The organism is Streptococcus infantis, from assembly GCF_047460825.1.
In the GTDB taxonomy this organism is placed as follows: Bacteria; Bacillota; Bacilli; order Lactobacillales; family Streptococcaceae; genus Streptococcus; species Streptococcus infantis_V.
Window position 1 is genome coordinate 40,955 of sequence record NZ_JASHFO010000002.1, and the last position, 22,284, is coordinate 63,238.

Here is a 22,284-nt window from a genome sequence, read left to right on the forward strand (position 1 = left end):
AACTTACAACCTAATTATCTATCCTAAGTATACACATGTATTTAATTTCAAAGATAAATAAGTATAGTTTAGCCAGGATCTACATCTATAGAAGTTATTTTGTAATCATCCTCTTGGTATAAAAATTCTAATTGTAGGGTTAAATCTACCAATTCAGAATCGGAAGTCATCTCATATTCAACAGCAAAGCCAGTTTGATCATTAAATTCATAAACTTGTAATTGAGAATACTCATAATTCGGATTGAAATTACATTCGACACCATATTCATCAATTTTATCAAAATCATTTAATTGTAATGAATCGTCAATATATTCAAGTAACTCTCTTATATCATCAACTTCTGAACCATCAACGCAATCCATAATATCTCTATAGTTATTTAGATGAATTGCTCTTAATATCTTTTTAAGTACTTCAATTACTTTTTCTTCATTTTGGTAGTTTTCTTTGTACTTAAAATCATCAAATATTCCCATGATAATACTTCCTTTTCTAAAATTTAAAATCCTTTTCTTTACTAATTCTATTACTAGCCAATATAGTATAAATTAAATAACCAATAAAAATAACATAGCAGTCAGTCTTACAACTTACTACTTTTCATATGATAATTTACAAATGTTTTTCCAGCCACTCGATCTTTTTAAAATCCTTATTGTTATTTTTCTCATTTCGATAGGAGTCTTGAGAAGAAGCTTTGTAAATACTTAGATACTGCACCAGACTTGGAAGACGAAAAGTGATGCCTTCAATGTGAATAAGCTCTATATCCGATTCCGAAACTCCTGCAAAATCAAGTAAGGAATCGATACTTCCAAATTCAACACTCTCTCTATCCTTTTGGAATTCATGCTCATGAATATCTATTAAGACGTAGCCTAAGTCTTTCATCACTTTCATTATCTTGTCCCAGTCATAAATTCTGAGATGGTCAGGTGCTTCCCAACCTCTAGGGTCACCAGGTACATGAATGTCAATGTCAGACGGCCCCCAATTTTCTTTTGTTCTAAACTCCAATCCCAAAGAACCCATCAGTGTCGGTGTAATTCCGATTCGATTTAAATGGAAACAAATGGTTTTAAATTCTTCAAATAAGAGACTCATGTTTACTCTAAACCTTTCATATAAATCTTCGTTATTTCTTCTTTATTACCTTGAACAAAATCATCTTCATTTTCTAGAGTATATCCTGTTATTTTGGATATAAATTCTTTTCCTTACTAATTCTATTACTCGCCAATATTGTATAAATTAAATAAGCAATAAAAATGATAATAAAAATAACATTAATTTTTAACACAAAATAGAGATTTAACAAATTTGCAAACGCATGAAATAATATACAGTATCCCACAGATTTCGTTTGACGGTAAAGAAGCCCTAAAACAAAACTTAAAAATAATGTATATATAAAAAATAGAATAAAAGGAAATCCTTGATGACTTTCTCCAACTATAAACCATAAAGGCAGATGCCATATTCCCCAAATTGATCCTACAATAAAATTAGATTGCCAATAAGTATATTTTTTATCAAGTAATGGTTGTAATATTCCTCTCCATCCTAATTCTTCATGTCCACCACCAAAAAAAATTAGTTGTATAAAGAATAATGGCATCAGATAAATTGATACTTCATTTAATTCTAAGGAAGATACAGAAAATAGTATCAAAATTGCTAACAAATGAATAATGAAATAAATACTACTATTTCCTTTTTTACTAAATAGAAAATGTTGAAATTTTATATTATTCCTTTTCAAATAAAAGCCACTTGCAATAGCTGGTCCAAGTGCACCTACTATATGTAATATTCTACCTATAATCGTTTCTAATCCCAAAATATGAGATTGAGTAAAGATAGCAAGAATCCCCCAAGCTATATAAGTAATTCCAAATGTACAATAAAGATAATTTTTTAAATTCTTTTTGTCAATTTCTGTCATTTTTTCTTCCTAATCTTGATTATTCTACGTATAAAATTTTTTTACTGCTTCTTACTTGCTCTCGATTATAACTACCTATATTCTATCACAAAAACACAAAAAAGCCTTACAATCAAGGCTTTTCATTATTGATTCATACCAAGCTTTCTAGGCTTTTACGAGCAAAGCTACGCACTCGGCGGTTCGCTGTAACCGTATCGTTTCGTCGTTCACTCCTTACTCTACGACAGCTATCGCATGGGCGGAACATCTGCTTCTACTTCGCTGATGCCTCAGCTCGTACAAGCAGTGATACTGCCTCAACATGTGGTGCTAGCAAACTTCTATATTATAGAATGAAAGTGAGTGAGTCGTTGTTTAAAATTAAACTTTAGAATGAAACTATTTAAAAAAAGTAGATCACTTTTAGAAGTGTCCTACTTGTATTATTTTCATTTAAAAAGGTATAAATTCTCAACAAAAGGGGGTTACTCTCGCACCTGCGAGAAGAACAGAAAAGAAATGGCGCCAAATCAAGGTTTTATTTTTGAAATTTACCAGAAAATACCCACTCTTTTTTTACTTACAATTATTTTAATAAAAAAAGAACTTGCCTGTCAAACAAAACGTTAATTTATATCATCTTTGTCTATCTTAGTTATAATGTTTATCAAATCTGATTTGAGCATTTCTTTTTCTTATCTTATCAAGACCACGATAGCCCCGATTGGCACTTCTGCTTGGTCATAGGCTTTCTGGGCTTCCTTCAGTGCTTCTCGGATAAAGAATTCTTTTTCCTGAAGTTCCATGTTCTTACTGATAGACGCGCTTAGTCACGACTAGACTGTGCGGTCTCTCAAACTCCTTATCTAAGTAATCTTGATACGTCCCTGGGGAAATAAATCCTCGGGCGCTTAAAATATCGGTCCCTACTGTTCCGACAATGGTATCTGCTAGTAACACGCAGTTTGTACTCATGACAAAATATGTCTTGAATTTTGAAGAGACGAACTTATACAATTTTGCGTCCGTTTCTTGTTTAAGCTTATAGGCGTACATCGGCTCTTCCTTGTCGATGCCAGGATGTGCTGGTTTCACGGTTTTTGGTGGATCCCATGGCACTGTGAGCGACATCAGTTTGGCGATTTCCTGATCGATGGCAGCCATTTGTTCTGGAGATAAGGCTAGGCCATAACCGAGTAAGGTCTTATGGTTTTCGCGTTTACAAAATTCGATGTATTTTTCACGGTCGGCACTGAAAAGCACTCCGTCACCCATCATTCCAAAGAGACGCTCCGAATTCGTATCGTAGTTTCCGAATGAAATGATACGTCCCTTATAACAAATATCGACATGCCCGATTGCCCCAAAGCCGTCTTTTGTGACGTGAATAAACATCTCCAAGTTTGGTTCGGCATTTTCTTTAGAACGGTCGTAAATTTCTGAGGCTGTTTCGCCTTCTCCAAGTTCCAACGCATCATTGATTTTTTGCAAAGTCACACGAGGAATAATCGCAGCCAGTACCAACGGCATCCCTCGACGCAAGCGTCTACGAAGGACTTTCTTTCCAACTTCGGCCTCGAAGAACCAGCCGTCACGAATGTTACTAGTCCCAAGCCCGATGAAATAAAGCGCAAGGAAGAACATTTGTAAGTTGCCGTCGCCCCCAAGAGCCAGTAAAGTCGCTACCCCGACAACTGAGAGCCAAATGGTATCAATGAGCAAGCGCAGTCGCGGACGGATACCGTCTTTGACATAAATATAGTACGTTACGCCACTAGTGGCCGCTTTCATCACTTCGTTAAGCCCCATCAAGATACTGACAATCGCAATCGGAAGCGAGATAAAAAATTGATTTCCTGCTAAAAATCCGTAAAGGAAAAATTTAGCAACATTCAGCCATAATGGATCTTTTGCCGCCGCCTTACTAAACCAACGGAACAAGAAATTCCATAGTTCACGAGCCCATAAGAATGTTAAAAACAGACGTAACATCAATTCTGGGAAGCTTGGTCCGTAGATTAGGAGCAACACCCCAGCAATAAGGAATGCAATCCCTTCAATTAGGAGCTTTTTCCCTGTAATCCCTAGTTCACTAATTTTCTTCATCAATTATACCTCCTACAGCTACCACTGAAGCAGCTTGTTCATGTTTCTCCACCCATTCTTTCACGAGACGGTAAATCACGGCAAAAATTGGTATGAAGAAAATCATTCCTACTAAACCAAAGAGATTTCCACCGATTAACGCAGCAGCAAGGGTTAGAATCGTTGGCAAACCTACGGAACTGCCGACAACCTTCGGATAGACGACATTTCCTTCCACTATTTGAACGATCATAAAGACGACAAGTGAAATGAGTGCTTGAATTGGGCTTTCTGTAAAGGTGAAAAGCATTCCAATTCCGCACGCCATAAACGGCCCGATATACGGAATGAATGAGAGTACTCCGGACAGCACCCCAACAAGTCCTGCATATGGCAACCCTACAAGAGAGTATCCAGCAAAAATCATAACCCCAACGATTCCCGCCTCGATGATTTGACTCATCAAGAAACGGTCATACGTATCCACGATGACTTCCCCAACATAAGTAATGTGCTCGATTTTATCTTTTGGCAAGACCACATTAAGAATGCGAAGCGTTAAACGTGCGAGCATTTCCTTACTTGCGAGAATATTAATCATGAAGAAAATCCCCATAATTACAGAGAACACATTTGAGAAGAGCCCTGAAATATTCGTTGTAAATCCGCCAAGGAATGTAATGACAGACGATACGATATTGCTTTGACTTAGTGAGTCGGTAATCTGACTCACTTCACTGGATTGCATTAATTTTGAATGTTGTACAAAATCCGCAACCACAAATAGTAAGTGATTTACACTATCGCCCAGTTGCGACACGGTTTTAGCAATCATCGGCGCAATAATCCAAATCAACAGCGAAATAATCAGAAGCAGAATCACAATAATGCTCAGGATTGCGACACTTCTACGCAGCTTTTGCGGGAAGTTTATCTTCTCCAACACTTGTTCAATTCGCTTCATTGGCACGTTTAAAATAAATGCCAAAATCATCCCTAAAATAAGCGGGAACATCATCCCAATAAATTCGGAAATCCATGTGAGGATGGCGCTAAAATTCAAGACGACAAGTAACGAAACAGCCGCCAGAGCAATCATCACTGCCCAATCTTTTCTAATCTTATCCATACTATAACTCCTTTTTTAATTGTTCTAAGAGCGCATTGCATCCCAATGTCACATCGCGGTACGTCGCATCAAAGTCTCCTGTATACCACGGATCGGCAATATCGCGTGCAACTCCTGCCACTTCTAATAAGCGAGCCCGTTTACGTGTTCTTCCGACTTGACGAAGCCTTACCGTAACCGTTCCTTCAGAGTCACAATACTTGTTAGCATTATCCACAAGGAGAGTTACAAGTTCAAAGAGAGACTTTTCCTCGGCTTTCACATGGATATCTGGGGTAATATCCATAACGAAGGATTTGCCATCTCGGACGACAGGTCCCTTAAAGTCCTCGGCTGCATCCTCTGTAATATAGGAAAAATCCACATCTTGAAGAACAATGTCCGGCTGCTCCTCCAGACGAGATAAAGCCACAAGAGAATTAATTAGATTGGTCAAACGTGTCACCTGGTCGTTAGTAGACTTGGTCCATTCGTTTTCTCCAGTCATGAGTTCCTGTAGCTCCGTATTAGCAGAAATAATAGCTAACGGGGTTTTCAATTCATGACCGGCATTGGTGATAAAACGCCGTTGCTTTTCATATTCTCTTCTAGCAGTGTTTGGCAATAAGGTCACGGACTTTATGCATTGCTTTTCCTGGCTAAGTATGCGATTATCTCACTATTAATAGCAGCAACATGATTTCTGATGAAATTACTATCATCACTATATCCAGGATGCCCATTAAGCGAATAGAAAACAATAAGCATCAGAAAAGGTAGGGAAATTAAAAAAATAATCAGCTTATTGGATTTTAACACGGGGCTCCTCGTTACTTTTTTACATGTTTACAACTCCTCAATTTTAATTAAGGATAAAATCTTGTAGTACTCTGGAATTTGTGACATTCTCATAAACACAAAACCAAACCAGGATATAAGGCCATTCACAATCAATAATGCCCCCTTCGGTACCATTACTAGTTCCAATTTTAAAATATCCTTACAAAATGACTGTAAAAGTGATGGTGTCATCTTTGTAGGAGGCAAAGAGACGCCCTTTAAATAATTTGACCATGCTTTGAGCCATGGATAGGCCTATGCCAAAACCTTTAATTTCCTTGTTATTATGAGATTCTTCGATACGATAAAAGCGCTCAAAAAACTTACTATAATCGACTGTCTTACCATCTTTATAGGTATTTGACACTTCTAAGCGAGCCCGTTTACGTGTTCTTCCGACTTGACGGAGCCTTACCGTAACCGTTCCTTCAGAGTCACAATACTTGTTAGCATTATCCACAAGGAGAGTTACAAGTTCAAAGAGAGACTTTTCCTCGGCTTTCACATGGATATCTGGGGTAATATCCATAACGAAGGATTTGCCATCTCGGACGACAGGTCCCTTAAAGTCCTCGGCTGCATCCTCTGTAATATAGGAAAAATCCACATCTTGAAGAACAATGTCCGGCTGCTCCTCCAGACGAGATAAAGCCACAAGAGAATTAATTAGATTGGTCAAACGTGTCACCTGGTCGTTAGTAGACTTGGTCCATTCGTTTTCTCCAGTCATGAGTTCCTGTAGCTCCGTATTAGCAGAAATAATAGCTAACGGGGTTTTCAATTCATGACCGGCATTGGTGATAAAACGCCGTTGCTTTTCATAATTTCGAATGAAGGGGCGAATGACAATTCCTGATAAGGCACTGACAATGATGACAAAAAAGATAAAGGCAAACAGTGATAAAAGAATAGAAAGATTGAACAAGGATTGGGAAGAATTATAATAATAGGTCGTGTCCAGAAAGACTACCAAAATCTTATCTTTACTGACCTTGCTAACTTGATAGCTAAGATTGATATTTTTTTCTCTAATCGTTCCAAGATTATTGGTCAAGCGACAAACTTTCAGGGCATATCTAGCCGCTTCCTCGTCGTTTATTAGAGACGTATGACTGGTATCCTGGCTAACAACCTTATCACCCGACAAGGTCACGCTGAAAAATTGAAAACTGTCCGAAGGAATCTCAAGTCCTTGATTGGTCTCAATTTCTGTGGTTTTTCCAAAGCTTCCATTATTTTCCGTGAGTGTGTTGAGGACCTTGCTAATTTCCTGCTCCGTCTGAAAGGAACTCACAGCATTGATGATTCCTACCATAAAGATCAAGATAAAGAGGATAGACAAAGAAGCAATTGTTATAAACTGAAGTCGTAAACGTCTAAACATGGACTACTCCTTTCTAAATTTGCAGAAGGCAGAAGTCACCACCCTTTTCACCAAGAATACTGATATCAGCTTGAATAGCTTGCAATTTCTGGCGCAGATAGGAAATATAAACCCAGACAATTGACTCGTCCACATCTTCCTCATCATCCCAGATAGTTTTAAAAAGGTGATCAGTGGTTAATTGCTTAGCAGGGTTGAGCATGAAGTGGGCCATTAACTTGGTCTCTCTACTTGAAAGTCTTATAGCGTTGCCAGCTACCAACTCCTGCTCCTCTTGGTCCAAGCGAACAGAACCAAGGGTCAAAATTTTGGCAGTAAAGGTTTCACTAACACGACGCTCTAGCGACCGCAGACGAGCCAAAAGTTCCTTTAGGGAAATCGGCTTGGTCAGGTAATCATCTGCCCCAGCATCAAGTCCTGTCACACGATCATCAACTTCAGCCATGGCCGTCAACATAATGACATGAGTAGTATTCCCAGAGGAGCGAATCTCTTTCAGGGCCTCAATACCTGTTTTGATAGGCATCATAATATCCATAATGATTACTTGATAGGCATTCTGTGCAGCTAGGTCGACTGCCTTTTGACCATTAAAAGCCTGATCAACTTCAAAACCTTGATGCTCAAGTGCCGCCTTATAAACTCGAGATAAGGCTTCCTCGTCCTCAGCCAATAAAATTTTCAGAGCCATTCTAGTCACTTCCTTCTTGAATTAAGTTACGGATGGTCTGCATGGTCAGGTCACATGAAGCTAATTCATCTGCACAGCGCTTAAGCTCACGGGTAATCATTTCTGAATTCTTGATGTCATGTTTATACTTCATCTGATGCTCCAAACTGGCCCACGAGTCCTGAGCGATGGTCCGAAGCTGAACCTCAACAAAATAGGTCCCTTTATCATTGCCTAGGACATCTGGAAAATTTGTCTCCATTTGCAAAATGAGGTGATAAGAGCGATAGCCGTTAGGCTTGGCAGTTGAAATATAATCCTTCTCATTGTAGACCATGACACCAGGAATAGCCTTGATTACTTCGATGATCTTGTAAATATCATTGACAAAACCACAAATAATACGGATTCCAATGCTGTCACGAATTTCCTTAAGGGCAGACTGGCTGGTCTCAGGCAAATTCTTCCTACGACACTTTACACGCATGGAGTCGCTTTCCTTAATCCGTGAAATGAAATGTTCATAGAGTTTAAAACCTGTTTCTTTTTTGCTAGCAATATTAGCCGCAATAATGGGGTCTGTTATTTCTTGTAAAATTTTGGGGAGGTATTGAGCATACTCCCCATAAATATTTTGATTTGACATATACACCTTCTCTAATAGCTTTTCTTCATTATAACATAGATTGGCTTAAAAATAAGGAATGAGCATGAGATTGTGACTATGACTTTTATGCCCACCAAATCCAAACTTACTTAGTCCATCATTAACAAGCAAATCACCGTATCTAATCAACAGGGCTAGGCATTCCTCTCTTGAACAACCATTAATATAATAAACATCCTTATGGGATTCCTTGATAATATTCTTTGCTATCACTTTTTCTCTATCAATACTGACAGGTAATTCTAAAATAAAAAACAATGGCTCATCATGAATCGCAATAAAGTGTTGAAAAACCTCTAATATTTTTTCTGCGTGTACATTCGCCGTCAAATGATGTTCAGGTAACTTTGTAAATGATTCAAACAGGTTCTCTACCAAGCTAACTTGGTGACCTTTTACTAAATTCAACATTATGAGTCCTCCAGAGAATTTAAACAATATCCACATTTATAATCTCATTATACCATTAAACCCCTAAAAAGACTGTAACTTCCCAGTAACAGTCTCTTATAAATCTACCTCAGTTCCTTCAAGGAAAGTTACTACAATTTGTCCAGCTTCTGAAATACTGATGTGGTCGAGAACTTGATTCATGATAACTCCATCAAATTTATCTAAATCTAGTATCTGATACATCTGCTTTGCATAGTGCTTATGGAGAAGATTTGCTCCTTGTTCTAGCTTTTGCCACTTATCTACCACATCAGATCTATGCTCTTGAAACAGTCCTACTGCTTTCATAAAGGCTTTCTCAAGCATTTCTTCATCGATATGATTGTTTAAACATCCAATCTGACCTTTAATCCTATATCGATTATTACACTGCCATACCTTACGTTTACCTCGACTTGTCGTCCAATTTTTTCTACCAAATGCTGAACCACACTCTGCGCAAAATACTTTTGTTGTAAAAGGATTGTTTTCTTTCTGCATGATATAAAATTGGAGCTTATGTTGTTCTCTAAATCTCTTTCTTCTTGCTATTTCTAACTGAACAATCTCCCACTTCTCTTTATCTAAAATTGGTTCATGATTGTTTTCAATATAATATTGATTAACTTGTCCATCATTATCTATTCGTTTCTTCGTCAGGAAATCAACGGTATAGGTTTTCTGAAGCAGGGCATCACCCTTGTATTTTTCATTTTGAAGCATTTTCCATATAGCACTTGGACACCATTTTGCTTTACCTGTGCAACCTGGTATTTCCTGTTCTCTTAACTCTTTGGAAATAAATTCTGGACTGTATCCTTCTAGAAATCTATCAAATATATACCTCACGACCTTTGCTTGTTCAGAGTTTATAATTAGATTTCCTTTTTCATCTTTGTCATATCCCATAAAGTTTGTAGTATTTACCTGAACTACACCACGCTCAAACTTCTTACGAATTCCCCAAGTTGAGTTTTCTGAAATAGATCTTGATTCATCCTGTGCGAGTGATGATAGAATGGTAAGTAGTACTTCTCCTTTTGAATCTAGGCTATCAATATTCTCTTTTTCAAACGTTACTCCAATACCTAGTTCTTTCAGTTCCCTTACATATTTGATACAGTCCAATGTATTTCTGGCAAATCTACTGATAGATTTAACTAAAATTCTATCCACCTTGCCATCTCTACAATCTTGTATTAGTCGGTTAAAAGCATCACGTTTTTTTGTATTAGTTGCAGAGATTCCTTCATCTGCATAGATGTCTACCAACTCATAATCTTCATGTTTTAAAATATATTCACGGTAATAATTGACCTGATTCTCATAACTTGATAGCTGTTCGTCTTGGTCTGTAGACACTCGACAATAAGCGGCTACCTTGACCTTTTTCTGAGTTTGAGATTTGACTGTTTGCTGAAGTTTTTTGGCCGGTATAACTGTAATGTTTTTCTCCATCTTCAATCCTTTCTAACACAATTACTGGTGAACTAAGTTTCCAATCTTCAATATCCCTTTCAGGGACTCTCATACCTTTACATGAATTTTTTCCTTCTTTGATATATTTGGAACAACACCAAACAATCTTTTTCTTATAAGATACCTGTCTTTTTAATGTTGAACCACAATATTGGCATTTTAACATTCTGGAAAATTTATAGGTTTTATTTGTACCTTGAATTCGAGAACGGCTTTTCATTTTTACCTGAACCTTCTCCCATATTTCCTTAGAAACAATTCCTTCATGATTATCTTCGATATAGTATTGTTCCAACTGTCCTTGATTTAATTTCTTTGGACCGTTTACACCATCATGAAAGTATTTTTGAAGCAGTAAAGAGCCTTTGTATTTTTCGTTTTTTAAGATATTACGAATTGTACTATCATACCATTTCTTTCCTGTTACAGTTGGAACCTTGCCCTCATTAAGTTTTTTAGCAATCCTATGTGTACCCATTCCTTCTAAATAACTATAAAAGATGGTTCTTACTATTTGAGCTTCTGCTTTGTTTATAACAAGTTCACCTTTTTCGTTTAAATCATACCCTAAAAAACGTTTAGTATTAATGAGTAATTCTCCCTTCTGGAACTTTCTACGAAAACTCCACCGTTGGTTTCCGCTCATGCTTTGTAACTCTTCCTCAGCCAAACTTGCTAATATAGTCAAGACAACTTCACCTTCATTGGATAAGGTGTGGATATTCTGTTCTTCAAAAAAGATATCAATACCAAGAGTTTTTAATTCTCGACTGATTTCAAGAACATCGATCAGATTTCTTGCAAACCTAGATATTGACTTAGTATGGATAACGTCAATTTGACCTTTTCTACAAGCATCTAGCATAGTTTGAAATTCAGGTCTTTCATACTTTGAACCTGAAATCCCTCTGTCACAAAAAACACCCAAAAAATCAACATCTTCACGTTCAGCATACAACTTTTCAAAATAGACTTTTTGATTCTCTAGCGAATCAATTTGACTTCCGTTGGTTGTCGAAACTCGAACATATGCACAAATTCTCTTTTTTCTTTTGTTATTCTTTGCTTCAATTTTTCTTATATTCATTTTTCCTCCAATAAGAAGTTTTTACACACTATATATCACTCTAAATCCAATATTAGTCAAGTATTCAGCAATCATATAATTTACTAAAATGTGCTTACAGATCCTCCTACCTAAATAGGTACTTTCAAGATAGATTTTTCCGGTTTTAAGAAAAAATCAAAAAGAAAAAGCCTGATGTAATTCACCAGGCTTAGATTTTTTATTTGAAATTTAATCGCATTATGTTATAATAAACATAGAAAAAGAGCTGAGCGCCAACTCAGCTCCATGTAGAACCGTTAAAAAGACGGTGACTCTCTATTATCAGACTATAACTCGTCCAACAACTCGGTCAAAAGTGGGGACGGGTTATTTCTTTTTGTCATCGTCCTTGAAGATTTTATAGCACAAACCAATCAAAGCAATGGTAAAAGTACCAAAACCAAAGATGGTCTGAACGACTTCAAATGAGCTCAAACACGCTCCTCCTTTCCGTCAGATTTTGATGATTTACCCATAGGCATCACCTCTCTTTCGGTATCAGGAGCCACCGTCTTCACTTTTCTACAATAGATATTATACCACATGAGCCACCAACTTCGGTGGTTTATTTTGTTTAAGGATTTATTTTAAGAGTAGTATCTATAGACTCTTTTAGTTAGTAGTAATCAAACCATCTGGTTCAATCGTAAATTCTGGTTTTACTGATAGAGAACCATCAGACTTGAGATAGTACCATCCGTTTCCTGATTTGATAAATTGCTTAGATTTCATGTCTCCATTTTTTTCATCTAAGTAATACCAAGTTTCACGATATTTTACCCAACCTTTAGCCATTCGACCATCCGACTTAAAATAGTACCAACGATGATCGATATGCATCCAACCAATAACCATGGCACCACGCTTATCTAAATAAAACCAATCCTTGCCATCATTGAACCATTTATTGATGAAACAGTAGCCTCTATTATCAAAGTAGAACCATTCTCCTTTGATATTTTTCCATTGAGATTTTGGATAAGAGCCATCTGCTTCTTCCCACCACCAACCAACTTCGTTTCGTTTCCAGTTTCCTTCAGTTAGACCAGATTCAATATCTTTCTTAAACTGTTCTCTACTAATGCCCCATTTTGCAAGGTATGGATAGGGATCTACATGATCACTTCCATTATTTGGTTGGTTGTAAGTACAAAATTGATGAGTTTTAATCCCAGCAAGACTACTAGAATCTAGAGTTTTAGGGATTCCAGCCTCGTCAGCTAACTCACGTAATAGCTTGACATAAAGTCGATAATCTCTCATGAATTCTTCTTTAGATTCATGACTTTCTATTAGTTCAACTTGAGCGTAACCTTCAACATTCCATCCGCCACCAACATCATAAGCACCTCGGTCTACTAACCAAGTTTGCATGATACGACCATTCCCTACCACATGGGAGAAAAATCCTGACTCAACTGGACGACGCAAATGGTAATCCGCTTCATTTTGTGCTGTTGAGTTAGGATTACCTGTAGAGTGAGCATGAACTTGTCGATAGGGTTGCTCACCGATTTGAGGAAGATTTGTTCGTAATCTACTTTTATCAACTTCCATGATTATCCTCCTTATCATCGTTAGACTTTCCTTCAGTTAGATGTTCAAAAGCTTTTAAAATTGGTTTAAAAAGTAGAATATTCCCTTTTACTTTTTGATAGTTCTCAATTAGTGATTGGAAAGTAAAAACTAGGTATCCGATATAAATCGAATACAGAAACATAAATCCAGTTTTTTCAGGCAACAAAACAGACATCGGAATCAATAACAGTAACATAAAAATCCCTAAGACTTTTCGAATTAAGCCATTGATTCCAATTCTACTCTTATACTCAACATCAGGATTTACAATTGCAGCAAATGTGCCTGATGCAAAGTCTACAATTTCCATGATGACAATTAACGCTAACGCATACAAAATAAGCCCATCTTCTGTTTCGATGAGCTTTCTTAAAAAATTAAACAATTCAATATCCATTTTTAATACTCCCTATTGTTCTTTTTTATTTGACTCAATTTCAGCTAAAACAGCATCTTCTAATTCATATCGTTTATCTCGGAACAATTTTTCTTGGTTTCTCATTTCGAGACGATGCTCCGCATAGAGCTCTGAATGATAGAGAAACTCAGATACTGTAGAAACACCATGTTCATCAACATCAACAGTATACTGCTTAACTACTTCATCACCAATCTTCAAATTTCCAACCAAACGTGTTGTTTTAGTAATTTCTAACGCCATTAACTTTCTCCTTTCTCTCTTTTAGTTTTTACTTCCTCAAATAAGTCTTTTAGGTCTGAGTCGTATTCTAATACATCTTTCATTAACTGCAATTCGCTTGCAACAACCAAATAAAGAGCCTCATTTTGTGCTGCTTGACCTTCGATTTGTGCTAGTTTCTTAGTCAACGACTCCATTGCTAATTGATGGATTAAATCTGTGTTCATCTTCTAACATCTCCAATCGTTTATTTAATTTTCGAATATCAAGTATTAACTCTTGAATTCCTTTTAAAGCAATATTCGTTAATCTAGTATTATCAAGATTCAGAAAACCACCATTTTCATACACAAGTGACGAGTCAATTTGTTGAATATCTTGAGCGATGAGTCCAATTTTGGTATGAGCCTTTTGAATACGATTCCCTATTTTCTTCCAGTCATATTCTTTAAATTGAAATCTTTTGATAAAATCGAGTGCTTTATAGTTAGATAAGCCTATATTCTCTTTTAAGTTTTTATCAGAAAAATGTTGGTTAACAATTTGCCATAAGCTATAAGCATTTCCGTTATATGAGTAGTAAATATCATTTCCTGATCCACCAAAGTCTAGAGATACATTATTAGAATTCCAATAACTAATAGTTCCTGTAGTTGAGCCATTAATGCTACTTTTGCCGTACTTTAACCAGCCAATTCCTTTTGCCTTAATGTATCCTTCGACCGTCAAAAGAAAATCATCACTATCACTTGCAGTGTTTCCAGTAGTAAAATCTGAATCTTTGTAAATAAATAAGCCGTAAGGAACATTGTCCCCTCGGCCATAAGAACCTATAAATTGTACGCCTAAACCATCTTTAGAATTAAACTGACGAGGAACATTAATCTGTAATCCACCGTTGATAGCATCAAATGAACCATAAGCACCTAACTTAATTTTTGTTTCTCCAGTTAATAATCCACCAGAAATTGTGGTTCCAGTTATTGTGCCACCCTGAATTCTGTCACCACTTAGTAAGCCTGACTTTATTTGACTAGCATCAATCCTAACACTTTGTACACTATTGATAAAAGCATTCTTAGCAAACAGCTGTCGTAAATAAGCTTCATTTGCAACTAACTTATTAAAAAACGCTTGATCCACGACAATTTTATCTGCGGTTACTGAATTCGATGCTAATACCATAGTAGTTACAGACCCAGATTCAAAGTTTGAAGTCTTTAATTTATCAATCATTCCTGATTTAATGACTGCTCTATCAATTAAAGTATCTCCAGTGATATGAGTTGCCTTGCCAATAATTCGATTGATTCCATTTGCACCTAAATTAATCCCTGAAATTAAAGATCCAGCATTAGTTAAATTTTGAATCGAATAGGAACCTTGATGTTGCTGAACAAGACTTTCTGTTGCAATTTGTTGAAAAGATGTACTATCTACAAAGTTATTAGGTGGCTGACTACCTCGAACAATTGAAATTTGGCCAACTGCCACAGTGCCGTTCTTTTCTACCCAAATATGAAGCCCAAAATCATCTGTTTTTGTCACGGTTTTATTTATCGTAAAAGTTCCTGTAAAAATTTGAGCTGCGCCCGTTCTAGTCGGACTGATAGTGAAACCTCCTATTGAGTTACCTGATTTAATTTCAAAACCAACTTTTCCATCAGGTAGTACATCTATCCATAAATTGACCCTATAAGAAAGTTTCTCACCAGCAACAAATTTTTGACTATGAAGAGGCATTTGGAAACCACGCCAACCATTTGTTGTCCTACCACTTTGTGCAATTCTTAGCAGCTTGTATTCATTAGTTCCAGTCATAACTAAATTCGAATTCGGTTCACGTTCTCTGTATTTACTAAAATTGGTTGGATCGTATACTAAGTTTTGGTTATCAATTAAATCGCTGACTCTTGTAATCAGTCCTTCGGATGTTTGTACAACCTGACTAATTGTTTTGCCTTGTTCACTAATAGTTCTTGTATGACTACCTAGAGTATCTTTTACTTCGTTAAAAGCCGTTACAGTTGTTAAATCTTCGATAGGTTTAGTCCAATAATTTGGGAAAATATCTCCAGTAGTAATCATTAAAGCTCTCCAATGAAACTTACCTGAACTTGCTCCATCAATACGAAATTGTAATTCAAAGTTTTTAAAATTATTGAACATCTCATCTGTTACGATTCGAGAAATCTTAATAAGATGGTAGTTTGTACCATTTTTTAATGTAGTAGACCAAGAGGTATGAAAGGGATTAGAATGAACACTCCATACAGCACTATTATCTGATTTTTTATAGCCTGGACCTTGTAAGATAATTCTAGGAGTAACAGTTGAATCTAATACAACATTATCGACAGAAATATAAACAAATAGATTGATTTTTGTCCCTGAATAAATGCCAGTCGAATCACCATAAGGAATTTTTCCTAATGTTTGAATCCAATTAAGTTTCGAGTTTATTTCTTTGTATGAAGTCCAACTATCACTGGAACCAGATGCTAAGTTTCGATGAGAAACACTAGTTGGTATTAAAGCTTTAGTTTCACTAATAGTCCGAGTGAAACTATTAGATGTTTCTCTAACTAAGTTTTGCACGCTAGAGTTCGTTACATAACCTCTGTCTAAAATATTTTTATCAACATCTGATTTAGTTTGAAATCCTTTTAAATTTATCACGGATTCTACCTGACTACTGGTCAATCGTTTGGCTATTTCACCTGCTTGAATTTTAATTGTTGTTTCAGTACTAGCAAGTCGATTTGTCGTTTGATTAAAATCTGTTTGTGATACTTTAGTATTTATAGCATCTGCAGCAACTTGTAAATCAGCTTTGGTTTTAGATATTGCTAATGCGTTCTCTGATATTCTTTGGAGTGCTTCGTTAGCGGTTTGTTTAATATTTTCTACATAGGTCTTTTCAGCTTTTAGATTTATTTTATCCTTGGCTTGTGATATTTCCGTTCGTTGTTGCTCTACGGTATTTTTGATAGCATCAAAGTCTGTCTTTGAAACCTTGTTAGTAATAACACCCGTAAGCTTATCAATTGAAGATTCTACTGTCGTAATTTGATTCAATAAGCTAATCTTGCTGAGTTCAACTAACCGATTTGCTTCAGCAATAGCTTCTTTTTTATAATTTAAGGTATCTGTTAGTACTGTATTAGTAGTTTCTTTAACTTCTTTACTGACCTCTAAGGCATGATTAGCTAAATCTCTACTACTATTTACTTTAGCCAATACATCGTTGTATCTATTTTCATTCAGTAATTCATTAGATAGAACTTTAGAATCAACATCAGCAATCTTTCCTTCAATCTCTTGACGAATACCATCTGCGTAGACTTCTGCACTAGCTTTGACTTTTTCAATATCATCTAGAATTGATTCTTTTTGTTTAGTGAATTCGGCATCAAATGCTGTGTTCGCATTTCTCAAAGCTTTTTCAATTGCGACTTCTTGTAATGTGAAACCAGAGTCTAAAATTTCATTTGCCGCAGTTGAAATTGCACTATTTGAAGTTGAAGCACCTACCATTGGTTTATCATCAAAAGTAATCGAGATATATTCTTGTGTCAGTGCATCAAATTCATAAGCAACTGCCTTTTTGGGAATATCGATCCCATGTTTCAAACTCTTGATATTTACGGTATCCCCTAAATGTACAACCTGCCCATCGAGTTCATAGGCTTCAATCGTAATAGCATCCGATAACTTATCAATTCCTTCATTCTTAAACTTAGCCTCAGCCCACTTCCTTAACTCCTCAATGCTTTTAAGAGTATTATTTTCGTACTCTTTTTCATTGATATATGGATAGAAAGTGATTAGAGGACTATCGACAGTAATTTTAATTGTCTGGTCTTTATCTTTGCCATCTGGTTTAAATGTTGATTTTGCATGAATACGAGTAATGATTGATTGAGTTGATTTGGTTCTCTTGTAAGACTTTAGATTCTTATGTGTTGTTATGACAACACCCCTATTTTCACCTCTATTCTTCTTGATTGTCAGAGCCAGATTGTCACGAATCAACTCCCCTTCCCAAGTTCCTATGATAGAATGGGCGCCATCCATTAAGACAGCGTAGAGTGTCTTTACTTCGTGTGTATTGAAAGTACGGCGATCTGTAACATCACTCGTAAATGAAAAATCACCAAGATCGGTCTTAGTATTTTGAACCATTTGGGATAAGGCCATACCACAAGTAAGATTAGCAACACTAATTGGTTCAATAGACCGTTGCATAATATCATCTGAAATATGGTAGGCGGTTATATCCAAACTATCATCGTTTTCAATTGGCTTTTTAATACGAAATAGCTGGAATCCTAAGACAGGCACAGGAGCCTTGATAAGCATATCCTCTTTTATTTGTTTATAGATACCAGAATCGGTAATTGGATAGCGAATAGCTAAGGTGAAATCACCGTTCAGGGTTTCTTTTACAATAGCAGAGCTAGTTTCATGAAGAGGTAATCCATTCCACTTTGCAGTTCTAATATCTTTGTTCAACAAAAATAACATTTAAGCCCACCCCCAATTTGTTTCAAAGCTTAAAGAAGTAATACCTCTACCAAGAACAACACCTACTTCTTTTTTAGCGCTTGGATCAATAGTGATAAAATCACCAGACCATTTGATGTACTTTTTGCTAACCGTTAGAAAACTTGGACTATTTGGTTCGTTTACCATCACAAGAGGTTCTATAAGTTTTTCAATTTTAATAACCTGATCTCCAATCGTAAACTGAGTCTCAGTTGCCGAATTCCCCATTATCGTTATTTTGGGGAACGCTAGAGCCGTCCCTTGAACTCTAAGTACACCGTTTGATGTCAAAGTTTGTCTATCCATTGATTTAAAAAACTTTGTAGGATGACAAATAAAGGTAGCTTTCGTCGCATACACACCATCTCTCTCTTGTTTTACCTCAGTACATTTTACTCGGTAACACCAAAGACGTGTGGATTTCATCCGTTCACTCTCAAGCCAAAACTGCTCCTTGATAAATAGACCCATAAATTGATGAAGTTGTTCTTCTGAGGGCTTAACAATGTATATTGTATATGATTTTTCAATCAAATCTCGGTGCCGATTTGTTTGCGAAAGAGCGCCACTCATTCCTTTATGTTCTAATAAACTCGTCTTACTCTCCGCTAAGATAACAGAAGGCGATTCGTGGACAATCACCTTAAAAGGAAAACTAGAAGTTCCAATTCCATCTATGACTAACTCGTTTCTTTTAATCATATAGTGGCTCCTCTCAATTGTTTTTGACGTGCTAATTCTTCTGCGATTCGACTTGCTACTTCATTTGCTATTTTTTCAATATCTGCCTGTTCTCGGATAATATTTCCAGTAATCGAAATGTTGATGTCTGGCATTCTTAAATCCATCGTTCTTGCAATACCTCTTCCAATTGACCCAAGAGTAGATTCATTTAAAGGGAGTACCGCTTCGTTTCCTGCTTCTCCTCCTACCATTAGGGAATTCCCTATTGTTCCAAAGGCAGTTGGTTTTGTTAAAATTCCCCCTTTTGCATACCACTCAATTCCGATTCTAGGAATTTGTCCCTTTAACCAATCCAGAGGGTTTGCAGATCCTGACACACTAAAATGAGGTAGAGGAATGTGTGGCCACTGAAATCTGAAATTAAAGAGATTTTTGATAGCAGTTATAGCAGTTGAAACTGCATTTTTGGCAGTGTTAATTGCATTTGAAATCGTATTTTTTACTCCATTCCAAACATTGGACACTGTACTTGAGATTCCATTTAGAATACCTGAAATAGTTGAACTGATACTATTCCAAATTGTACTGACAACGTTACTAATTGCTGATAAGAGATTACTAATTGTGTTCTTAATCCCATTCCAGGTGTTTGATATAAGTTGACTAATAGTACTTAGAACTAAGCTTACAATTGACTTGATGGATTCCCATACTGTTGAAATAACTGCCTTTATTGTTTCCCATGCACCAGACCAATCTCCTGTTATAACCTGCATGATTGCTTTAATAATGCCTAAGACAAGATTGATTGTCGTTTCAACTACTTGTTTGATGATTTCCCAAGCTGTGCTTATAATCAGTTTTATATTTTCCCATGCTGCCTGAATATAGGGTTCTAGAATTGACATAACGGTAGTTATGACTGTTGAGATTGCATTCCAAACTGTGGTTGCAGCTGCAAGAATTAAATCTTGATTGTCAGTCCACCATGAAGTTAGAGTCCCCCAAATGCTTAAAATAAAGTCTGATATTTCTTGAATGATAGTAGATATAAAAGAATATATAGCATTCCAAATATCCATTACTGCTGTTCTAAATCCCTCGTTATGTTCCCAAAGTTCTTTTATTCCAACCATTAACAAAGCTAGAACAGCTACAATTCCTAATACTATAGCAATAACAGGTGCTACACTTGCTATTAAGCCACCAATTGTGACACCCATTGCTAAGGCAGCTGCCTGAAGTGCTAAAAATATAGGGAGTAATAATCCTAATCCAGTAATCAGGCTACCTACAATAATGATAAATTGTTTTACTGGCGTTGATAAACTAGAGAACCACTCTGCAACTGAACGTAACAAATCAGCTAAAATCTCTAGTATCGGTGCAAAAGTGACAGCAATAGCATCCCCAACTTCAGCCAATGCTAACTTCGCTTCATTTTGAGCAGTTGTAAATTTATCAATTGGATCTAGTGTCGCTTCATAAGTTGAGCCGACTGTTCCTGATGTTTTCTTTGCTGTTTCAGCTAAGTCATCAAAAGATAAAGCACCACGATTAATGGCATCCACCATTCGTGGAGCACCCTTAGTTCCAAATATATCTGAAGCGAGAGTTAACTTTTCAGTTTCGCTAGTTGAATTTTTAATTTTTTCGATGGTTTCAGATAAACCTTGCTGCAAAGTCTTTCCTGATGCCGCATACTTCACAGATGCTTTTGATAAGGATGATAAAGAGGCTGATGAATCCACACCAGCCTTTTCAAATTTCCCCATTAAAGCCACACCCTCATCAAATGAAAGTCCTAATGCCTTAATTTGTGGTGCTCCAGAAACAACCTTATCCATCAGATCTTGAACACCTACACCAGTAGCTTGACTGGTAAAGGTGACAGTATCAAGAACACTAGACAAATCCGATGCCTGTAAGCCGTATGCTTCTATAGCTTTCTTAGCTGAAATAGCTGATGAGGTAACATCACTCCCATTTATGGATGCGAATTGAATGAGATAACTTGAAGCTGATTTTAAACTATCGCCGGTTAAACCAAATTGTGTGTTCAACTCTCCGACTGCACTACCAACAGTATTAAAGTCTGTTGGAATTTCAGTAGCAAGGTTCTTTGCGATAGTTGTCATTTCTTCTAAAGCTTGGCCAGAAGCACCAGTTTTAGTGACAATGATATCCATCCCTTCATCAACTTCGTTAAAAGCTTCAAGCGACTGTTTCCCAAAATCAATCAATTTTTGTGATAATTCTGCTAAACGATCACTGAATTCCATTAGGATGTCTGCCTTCAAGAGATGATTGATTTCTGATAGATTATCCTTCGCACTTGTTGAACTAGTACCCATCTCTTCCATCTCATTTTGAAGATGATTATAGGCCGTTTTGGTATCATTTAGAGTCTGTTCCAGTTTATTGGCTTCAATCGAATTTTCGCCATACTGAGATTTTGTTAGTTCTAGCTGTTTCTCTAAATTCTGAATCTGTTTTTCTAGTAAGGAGGAACTTTCATTTACTTTTTTCTGAGCTAAAGCTAGCTTTTCAGATTCACTAGCATTTGAAGAAAGTTCACTTTCTTGCAATTTAAATTGACTTGTTAATTTTTCACTCTCAGAAGCTAGACGAGCTTGTTCTTGTTTCAAACTATCCCATTGACTTTTAGTACTACCTATTCGATTACCATTTTCCGATAAGGCTTGATTGACACCCTCTAGTTTGCTTTCATAACTTTTCAGTACTGTCTGAGTAGTTTCTACTTCCCTTTGAAAGGCTCGATATTGTTCCGCCCCAATATTACCAGATTTAAATTGTGCTTCAACTTGTGCTTGTGCCTGTCTTAAGGTAGCTAACTTTTCTTTAGTAGTTTCAACTTGTTTAGCAAGCACTTCTTGTTTTTGAGTAAGGAGTGTGACATTTCCTGTATCAAACTTAAGAGCCTTATCAATTTGTTTCAATTCTTTAGTTGATTCAGCGGCTTGTTTATTTACCCCTTTTAAGGCATTTTGCAAGGGTTGTGTATCACCACCAATTTCTATTGTGATACCTTTTATATTTCCAGCCATGTTCACATCTCCTTTCTATTAAAAATTATCAAAATCACTTTGATTTGCTTTTCTTGTGTTGCT

19 protein-coding genes and 3 pseudogenes are annotated in these 22,284 nt (G+C 36.4%); all 22 read right to left on the reverse strand.

Annotation, left to right across the window (positions count from 1 at the left end; genetic code table 11):
* Positions 1-68: 68 nt before the first annotated feature.
* Positions 69-479 carry a hypothetical protein gene (locus tag QM911_RS01160; protein WP_414312852.1) on the reverse strand — a complete coding sequence of 137 codons (411 nt, stop codon included), beginning with the start codon at positions 477-479 and terminating at the stop codon, positions 69-71.
* Positions 480-495: 16 nt separating this feature from the next.
* Positions 496-573: pseudogene (locus QM911_RS01165) on the reverse strand (CPBP family intramembrane glutamate endopeptidase); the annotation flags it as partial.
* A gap of 42 nt (positions 574-615) precedes the next feature.
* The gene (locus tag QM911_RS01170) at positions 616-1,107 is read right to left on the reverse strand and encodes a phosphoribosylanthranilate isomerase (RefSeq protein ID WP_414312853.1); all 492 of its coding nucleotides are present in this window, start codon (positions 1,105-1,107) and stop codon (positions 616-618) included.
* An 88-nt stretch (positions 1,108-1,195) separates the two neighbouring features.
* Positions 1,196-1,948: a lysostaphin resistance A-like protein gene (locus tag QM911_RS01175; RefSeq protein WP_414312854.1), complete on the reverse strand. Its 753-nt coding sequence runs from the start codon at positions 1,946-1,948 to the stop codon at positions 1,196-1,198.
* Between the two features lie 689 nt (positions 1,949-2,637).
* Positions 2,638-2,736: pseudogene (locus QM911_RS01180) on the reverse strand (tRNA-specific adenosine deaminase); the annotation flags it as partial.
* Between the two features lie 4 nt (positions 2,737-2,740).
* Entirely contained in the window at positions 2,741-4,036 is a 1,296-nt protein-coding gene (locus QM911_RS01185) for a hypothetical protein (protein ID WP_414312855.1), read from the reverse strand.
* On the reverse strand, positions 4,023-5,144 hold the full coding sequence (locus QM911_RS01190; RefSeq protein ID WP_414312856.1) for an AI-2E family transporter: 1,122 nt from the start codon (positions 5,142-5,144) through the stop codon (positions 4,023-4,025). Before QM911_RS01190 ends, QM911_RS01185 begins: the two co-directional genes overlap by 14 nt.
* 117 nt (positions 5,145-5,261) lie before the next feature.
* Positions 5,262-5,730: pseudogene (locus QM911_RS01195) on the reverse strand (sensor histidine kinase); the annotation flags it as partial.
* Between the two features lie 393 nt (positions 5,731-6,123).
* Positions 6,124-7,347 carry a sensor histidine kinase gene (locus tag QM911_RS01200; RefSeq protein ID WP_414312857.1) on the reverse strand — a complete coding sequence of 408 codons (1,224 nt, stop codon included), beginning with the start codon at positions 7,345-7,347 and terminating at the stop codon, positions 6,124-6,126.
* A gap of 13 nt (positions 7,348-7,360) precedes the next feature.
* Positions 7,361-8,038 (reverse strand): response regulator transcription factor, encoded by a 678-nt coding sequence (locus QM911_RS01205; protein ID WP_255777579.1) that lies wholly within the window; start codon positions 8,036-8,038, stop codon positions 7,361-7,363.
* Between the two features lies 1 nt (position 8,039).
* Entirely contained in the window at positions 8,040-8,663 is a 624-nt protein-coding gene (locus tag QM911_RS01210; protein WP_139724020.1) for a GTP pyrophosphokinase family protein, read from the reverse strand.
* Positions 8,664-8,708: 45 nt separating this feature from the next.
* Positions 8,709-9,095 (reverse strand): hypothetical protein, encoded by a 387-nt coding sequence (locus QM911_RS01215; RefSeq protein ID WP_414312858.1) that lies wholly within the window; start codon positions 9,093-9,095, stop codon positions 8,709-8,711.
* Positions 9,096-9,191: 96 nt separating this feature from the next.
* Positions 9,192-10,478 carry a recombinase family protein gene (locus QM911_RS01220; protein ID WP_269796929.1) on the reverse strand — a complete coding sequence of 429 codons (1,287 nt, stop codon included), beginning with the start codon at positions 10,476-10,478 and terminating at the stop codon, positions 9,192-9,194.
* The gene (locus QM911_RS01225) at positions 10,441-11,682 is read right to left on the reverse strand and encodes a recombinase family protein (protein WP_414290845.1); all 1,242 of its coding nucleotides are present in this window, start codon (positions 11,680-11,682) and stop codon (positions 10,441-10,443) included. Before QM911_RS01225 ends, QM911_RS01220 begins: the two co-directional genes overlap by 38 nt.
* A 348-nt stretch (positions 11,683-12,030) precedes the next feature.
* The gene (locus QM911_RS01230; RefSeq protein ID WP_080980497.1) at positions 12,031-12,138 is read right to left on the reverse strand and encodes a putative holin-like toxin; all 108 of its coding nucleotides are present in this window, start codon (positions 12,136-12,138) and stop codon (positions 12,031-12,033) included.
* 177 nt (positions 12,139-12,315) lie between these two features.
* Positions 12,316-13,260: an autolysin gene (locus tag QM911_RS01235; RefSeq protein ID WP_414312859.1), complete on the reverse strand. Its 945-nt coding sequence runs from the start codon at positions 13,258-13,260 to the stop codon at positions 12,316-12,318.
* Positions 13,250-13,678, reverse strand: a complete 429-nt coding sequence (locus QM911_RS01240; RefSeq protein ID WP_045616014.1) for a phage holin family protein — start codon at positions 13,676-13,678, stop codon at positions 13,250-13,252. The genes QM911_RS01235 and QM911_RS01240 overlap by 11 nt, the downstream gene beginning before the upstream one ends.
* Before the next feature lie 12 nt (positions 13,679-13,690).
* Positions 13,691-13,942 (reverse strand): hypothetical protein, encoded by a 252-nt coding sequence (locus tag QM911_RS01245; protein ID WP_001162702.1) that lies wholly within the window; start codon positions 13,940-13,942, stop codon positions 13,691-13,693.
* Positions 13,942-14,148: a hypothetical protein gene (locus QM911_RS01250; protein WP_414312860.1), complete on the reverse strand. Its 207-nt coding sequence runs from the start codon at positions 14,146-14,148 to the stop codon at positions 13,942-13,944. Before QM911_RS01250 ends, QM911_RS01245 begins: the two co-directional genes overlap by 1 nt.
* Entirely contained in the window at positions 14,102-18,448 is a 4,347-nt protein-coding gene (locus QM911_RS01255) for a phage tail spike protein (RefSeq protein WP_414312861.1), read from the reverse strand. The genes QM911_RS01250 and QM911_RS01255 overlap by 47 nt, the downstream gene beginning before the upstream one ends.
* Entirely contained in the window at positions 18,449-19,171 is a 723-nt protein-coding gene (locus QM911_RS01260; protein WP_061421024.1) for a hypothetical protein, read from the reverse strand.
* Positions 19,168-22,221 carry a phage tail tape measure protein gene (locus QM911_RS01265; RefSeq protein ID WP_414312862.1) on the reverse strand — a complete coding sequence of 1,018 codons (3,054 nt, stop codon included), beginning with the start codon at positions 22,219-22,221 and terminating at the stop codon, positions 19,168-19,170. The genes QM911_RS01260 and QM911_RS01265 overlap by 4 nt, the downstream gene beginning before the upstream one ends.
* Positions 22,222-22,284 lie beyond the last annotated feature (63 nt).

Bases quoted from the DNA above. Each gene is read 5' to 3' on its own strand.
- QM911_RS01160 (WP_414312852.1), bottom strand. From the start codon at position 479: ATGGGAATATTTGATGATTTTAAGTACAAAGAAAACTACCAAAATGAA.
- QM911_RS01170 (WP_414312853.1), bottom strand. From the start codon at position 1,107: ATGAGTCTCTTATTTGAAGAATTTAAAACCATTTGTTTCCATTTAAAT.
- QM911_RS01175 (WP_414312854.1), bottom strand. From the start codon at position 1,948: ATGACAGAAATTGACAAAAAGAATTTAAAAAATTATCTTTATTGTACA.
- QM911_RS01185 (WP_414312855.1), bottom strand. From the start codon at position 4,036: ATGAAGAAAATTAGTGAACTAGGGATTACAGGGAAAAAGCTCCTAATT.
- QM911_RS01190 (WP_414312856.1), bottom strand. From the start codon at position 5,144: ATGGATAAGATTAGAAAAGATTGGGCAGTGATGATTGCTCTGGCGGCT.
- QM911_RS01200 (WP_414312857.1), bottom strand. From the start codon at position 7,347: ATGTTTAGACGTTTACGACTTCAGTTTATAACAATTGCTTCTTTGTCT.
- QM911_RS01205 (WP_255777579.1), bottom strand. From the start codon at position 8,038: ATGGCTCTGAAAATTTTATTGGCTGAGGACGAGGAAGCCTTATCTCGA.
- QM911_RS01210 (WP_139724020.1), bottom strand. From the start codon at position 8,663: ATGTCAAATCAAAATATTTATGGGGAGTATGCTCAATACCTCCCCAAA.
- QM911_RS01215 (WP_414312858.1), bottom strand. From the start codon at position 9,095: ATGTTGAATTTAGTAAAAGGTCACCAAGTTAGCTTGGTAGAGAACCTG.
- QM911_RS01225 (WP_414290845.1), bottom strand. From the start codon at position 11,682: ATGAATATAAGAAAAATTGAAGCAAAGAATAACAAAAGAAAAAAGAGA.
- QM911_RS01235 (WP_414312859.1), bottom strand. From the start codon at position 13,260: ATGGAAGTTGATAAAAGTAGATTACGAACAAATCTTCCTCAAATCGGT.
- QM911_RS01240 (WP_045616014.1), bottom strand. From the start codon at position 13,678: ATGGATATTGAATTGTTTAATTTTTTAAGAAAGCTCATCGAAACAGAA.
- QM911_RS01245 (WP_001162702.1), bottom strand. From the start codon at position 13,942: ATGGCGTTAGAAATTACTAAAACAACACGTTTGGTTGGAAATTTGAAG.
- QM911_RS01250 (WP_414312860.1), bottom strand. From the start codon at position 14,148: ATGAACACAGATTTAATCCATCAATTAGCAATGGAGTCGTTGACTAAG.
- QM911_RS01255 (WP_414312861.1), bottom strand. From the start codon at position 18,448: ATGTTATTTTTGTTGAACAAAGATATTAGAACTGCAAAGTGGAATGGA.
- QM911_RS01260 (WP_061421024.1), bottom strand. From the start codon at position 19,171: ATGATTAAAAGAAACGAGTTAGTCATAGATGGAATTGGAACTTCTAGT.
- QM911_RS01265 (WP_414312862.1), bottom strand. From the start codon at position 22,221: ATGGCTGGAAATATAAAAGGTATCACAATAGAAATTGGTGGTGATACA.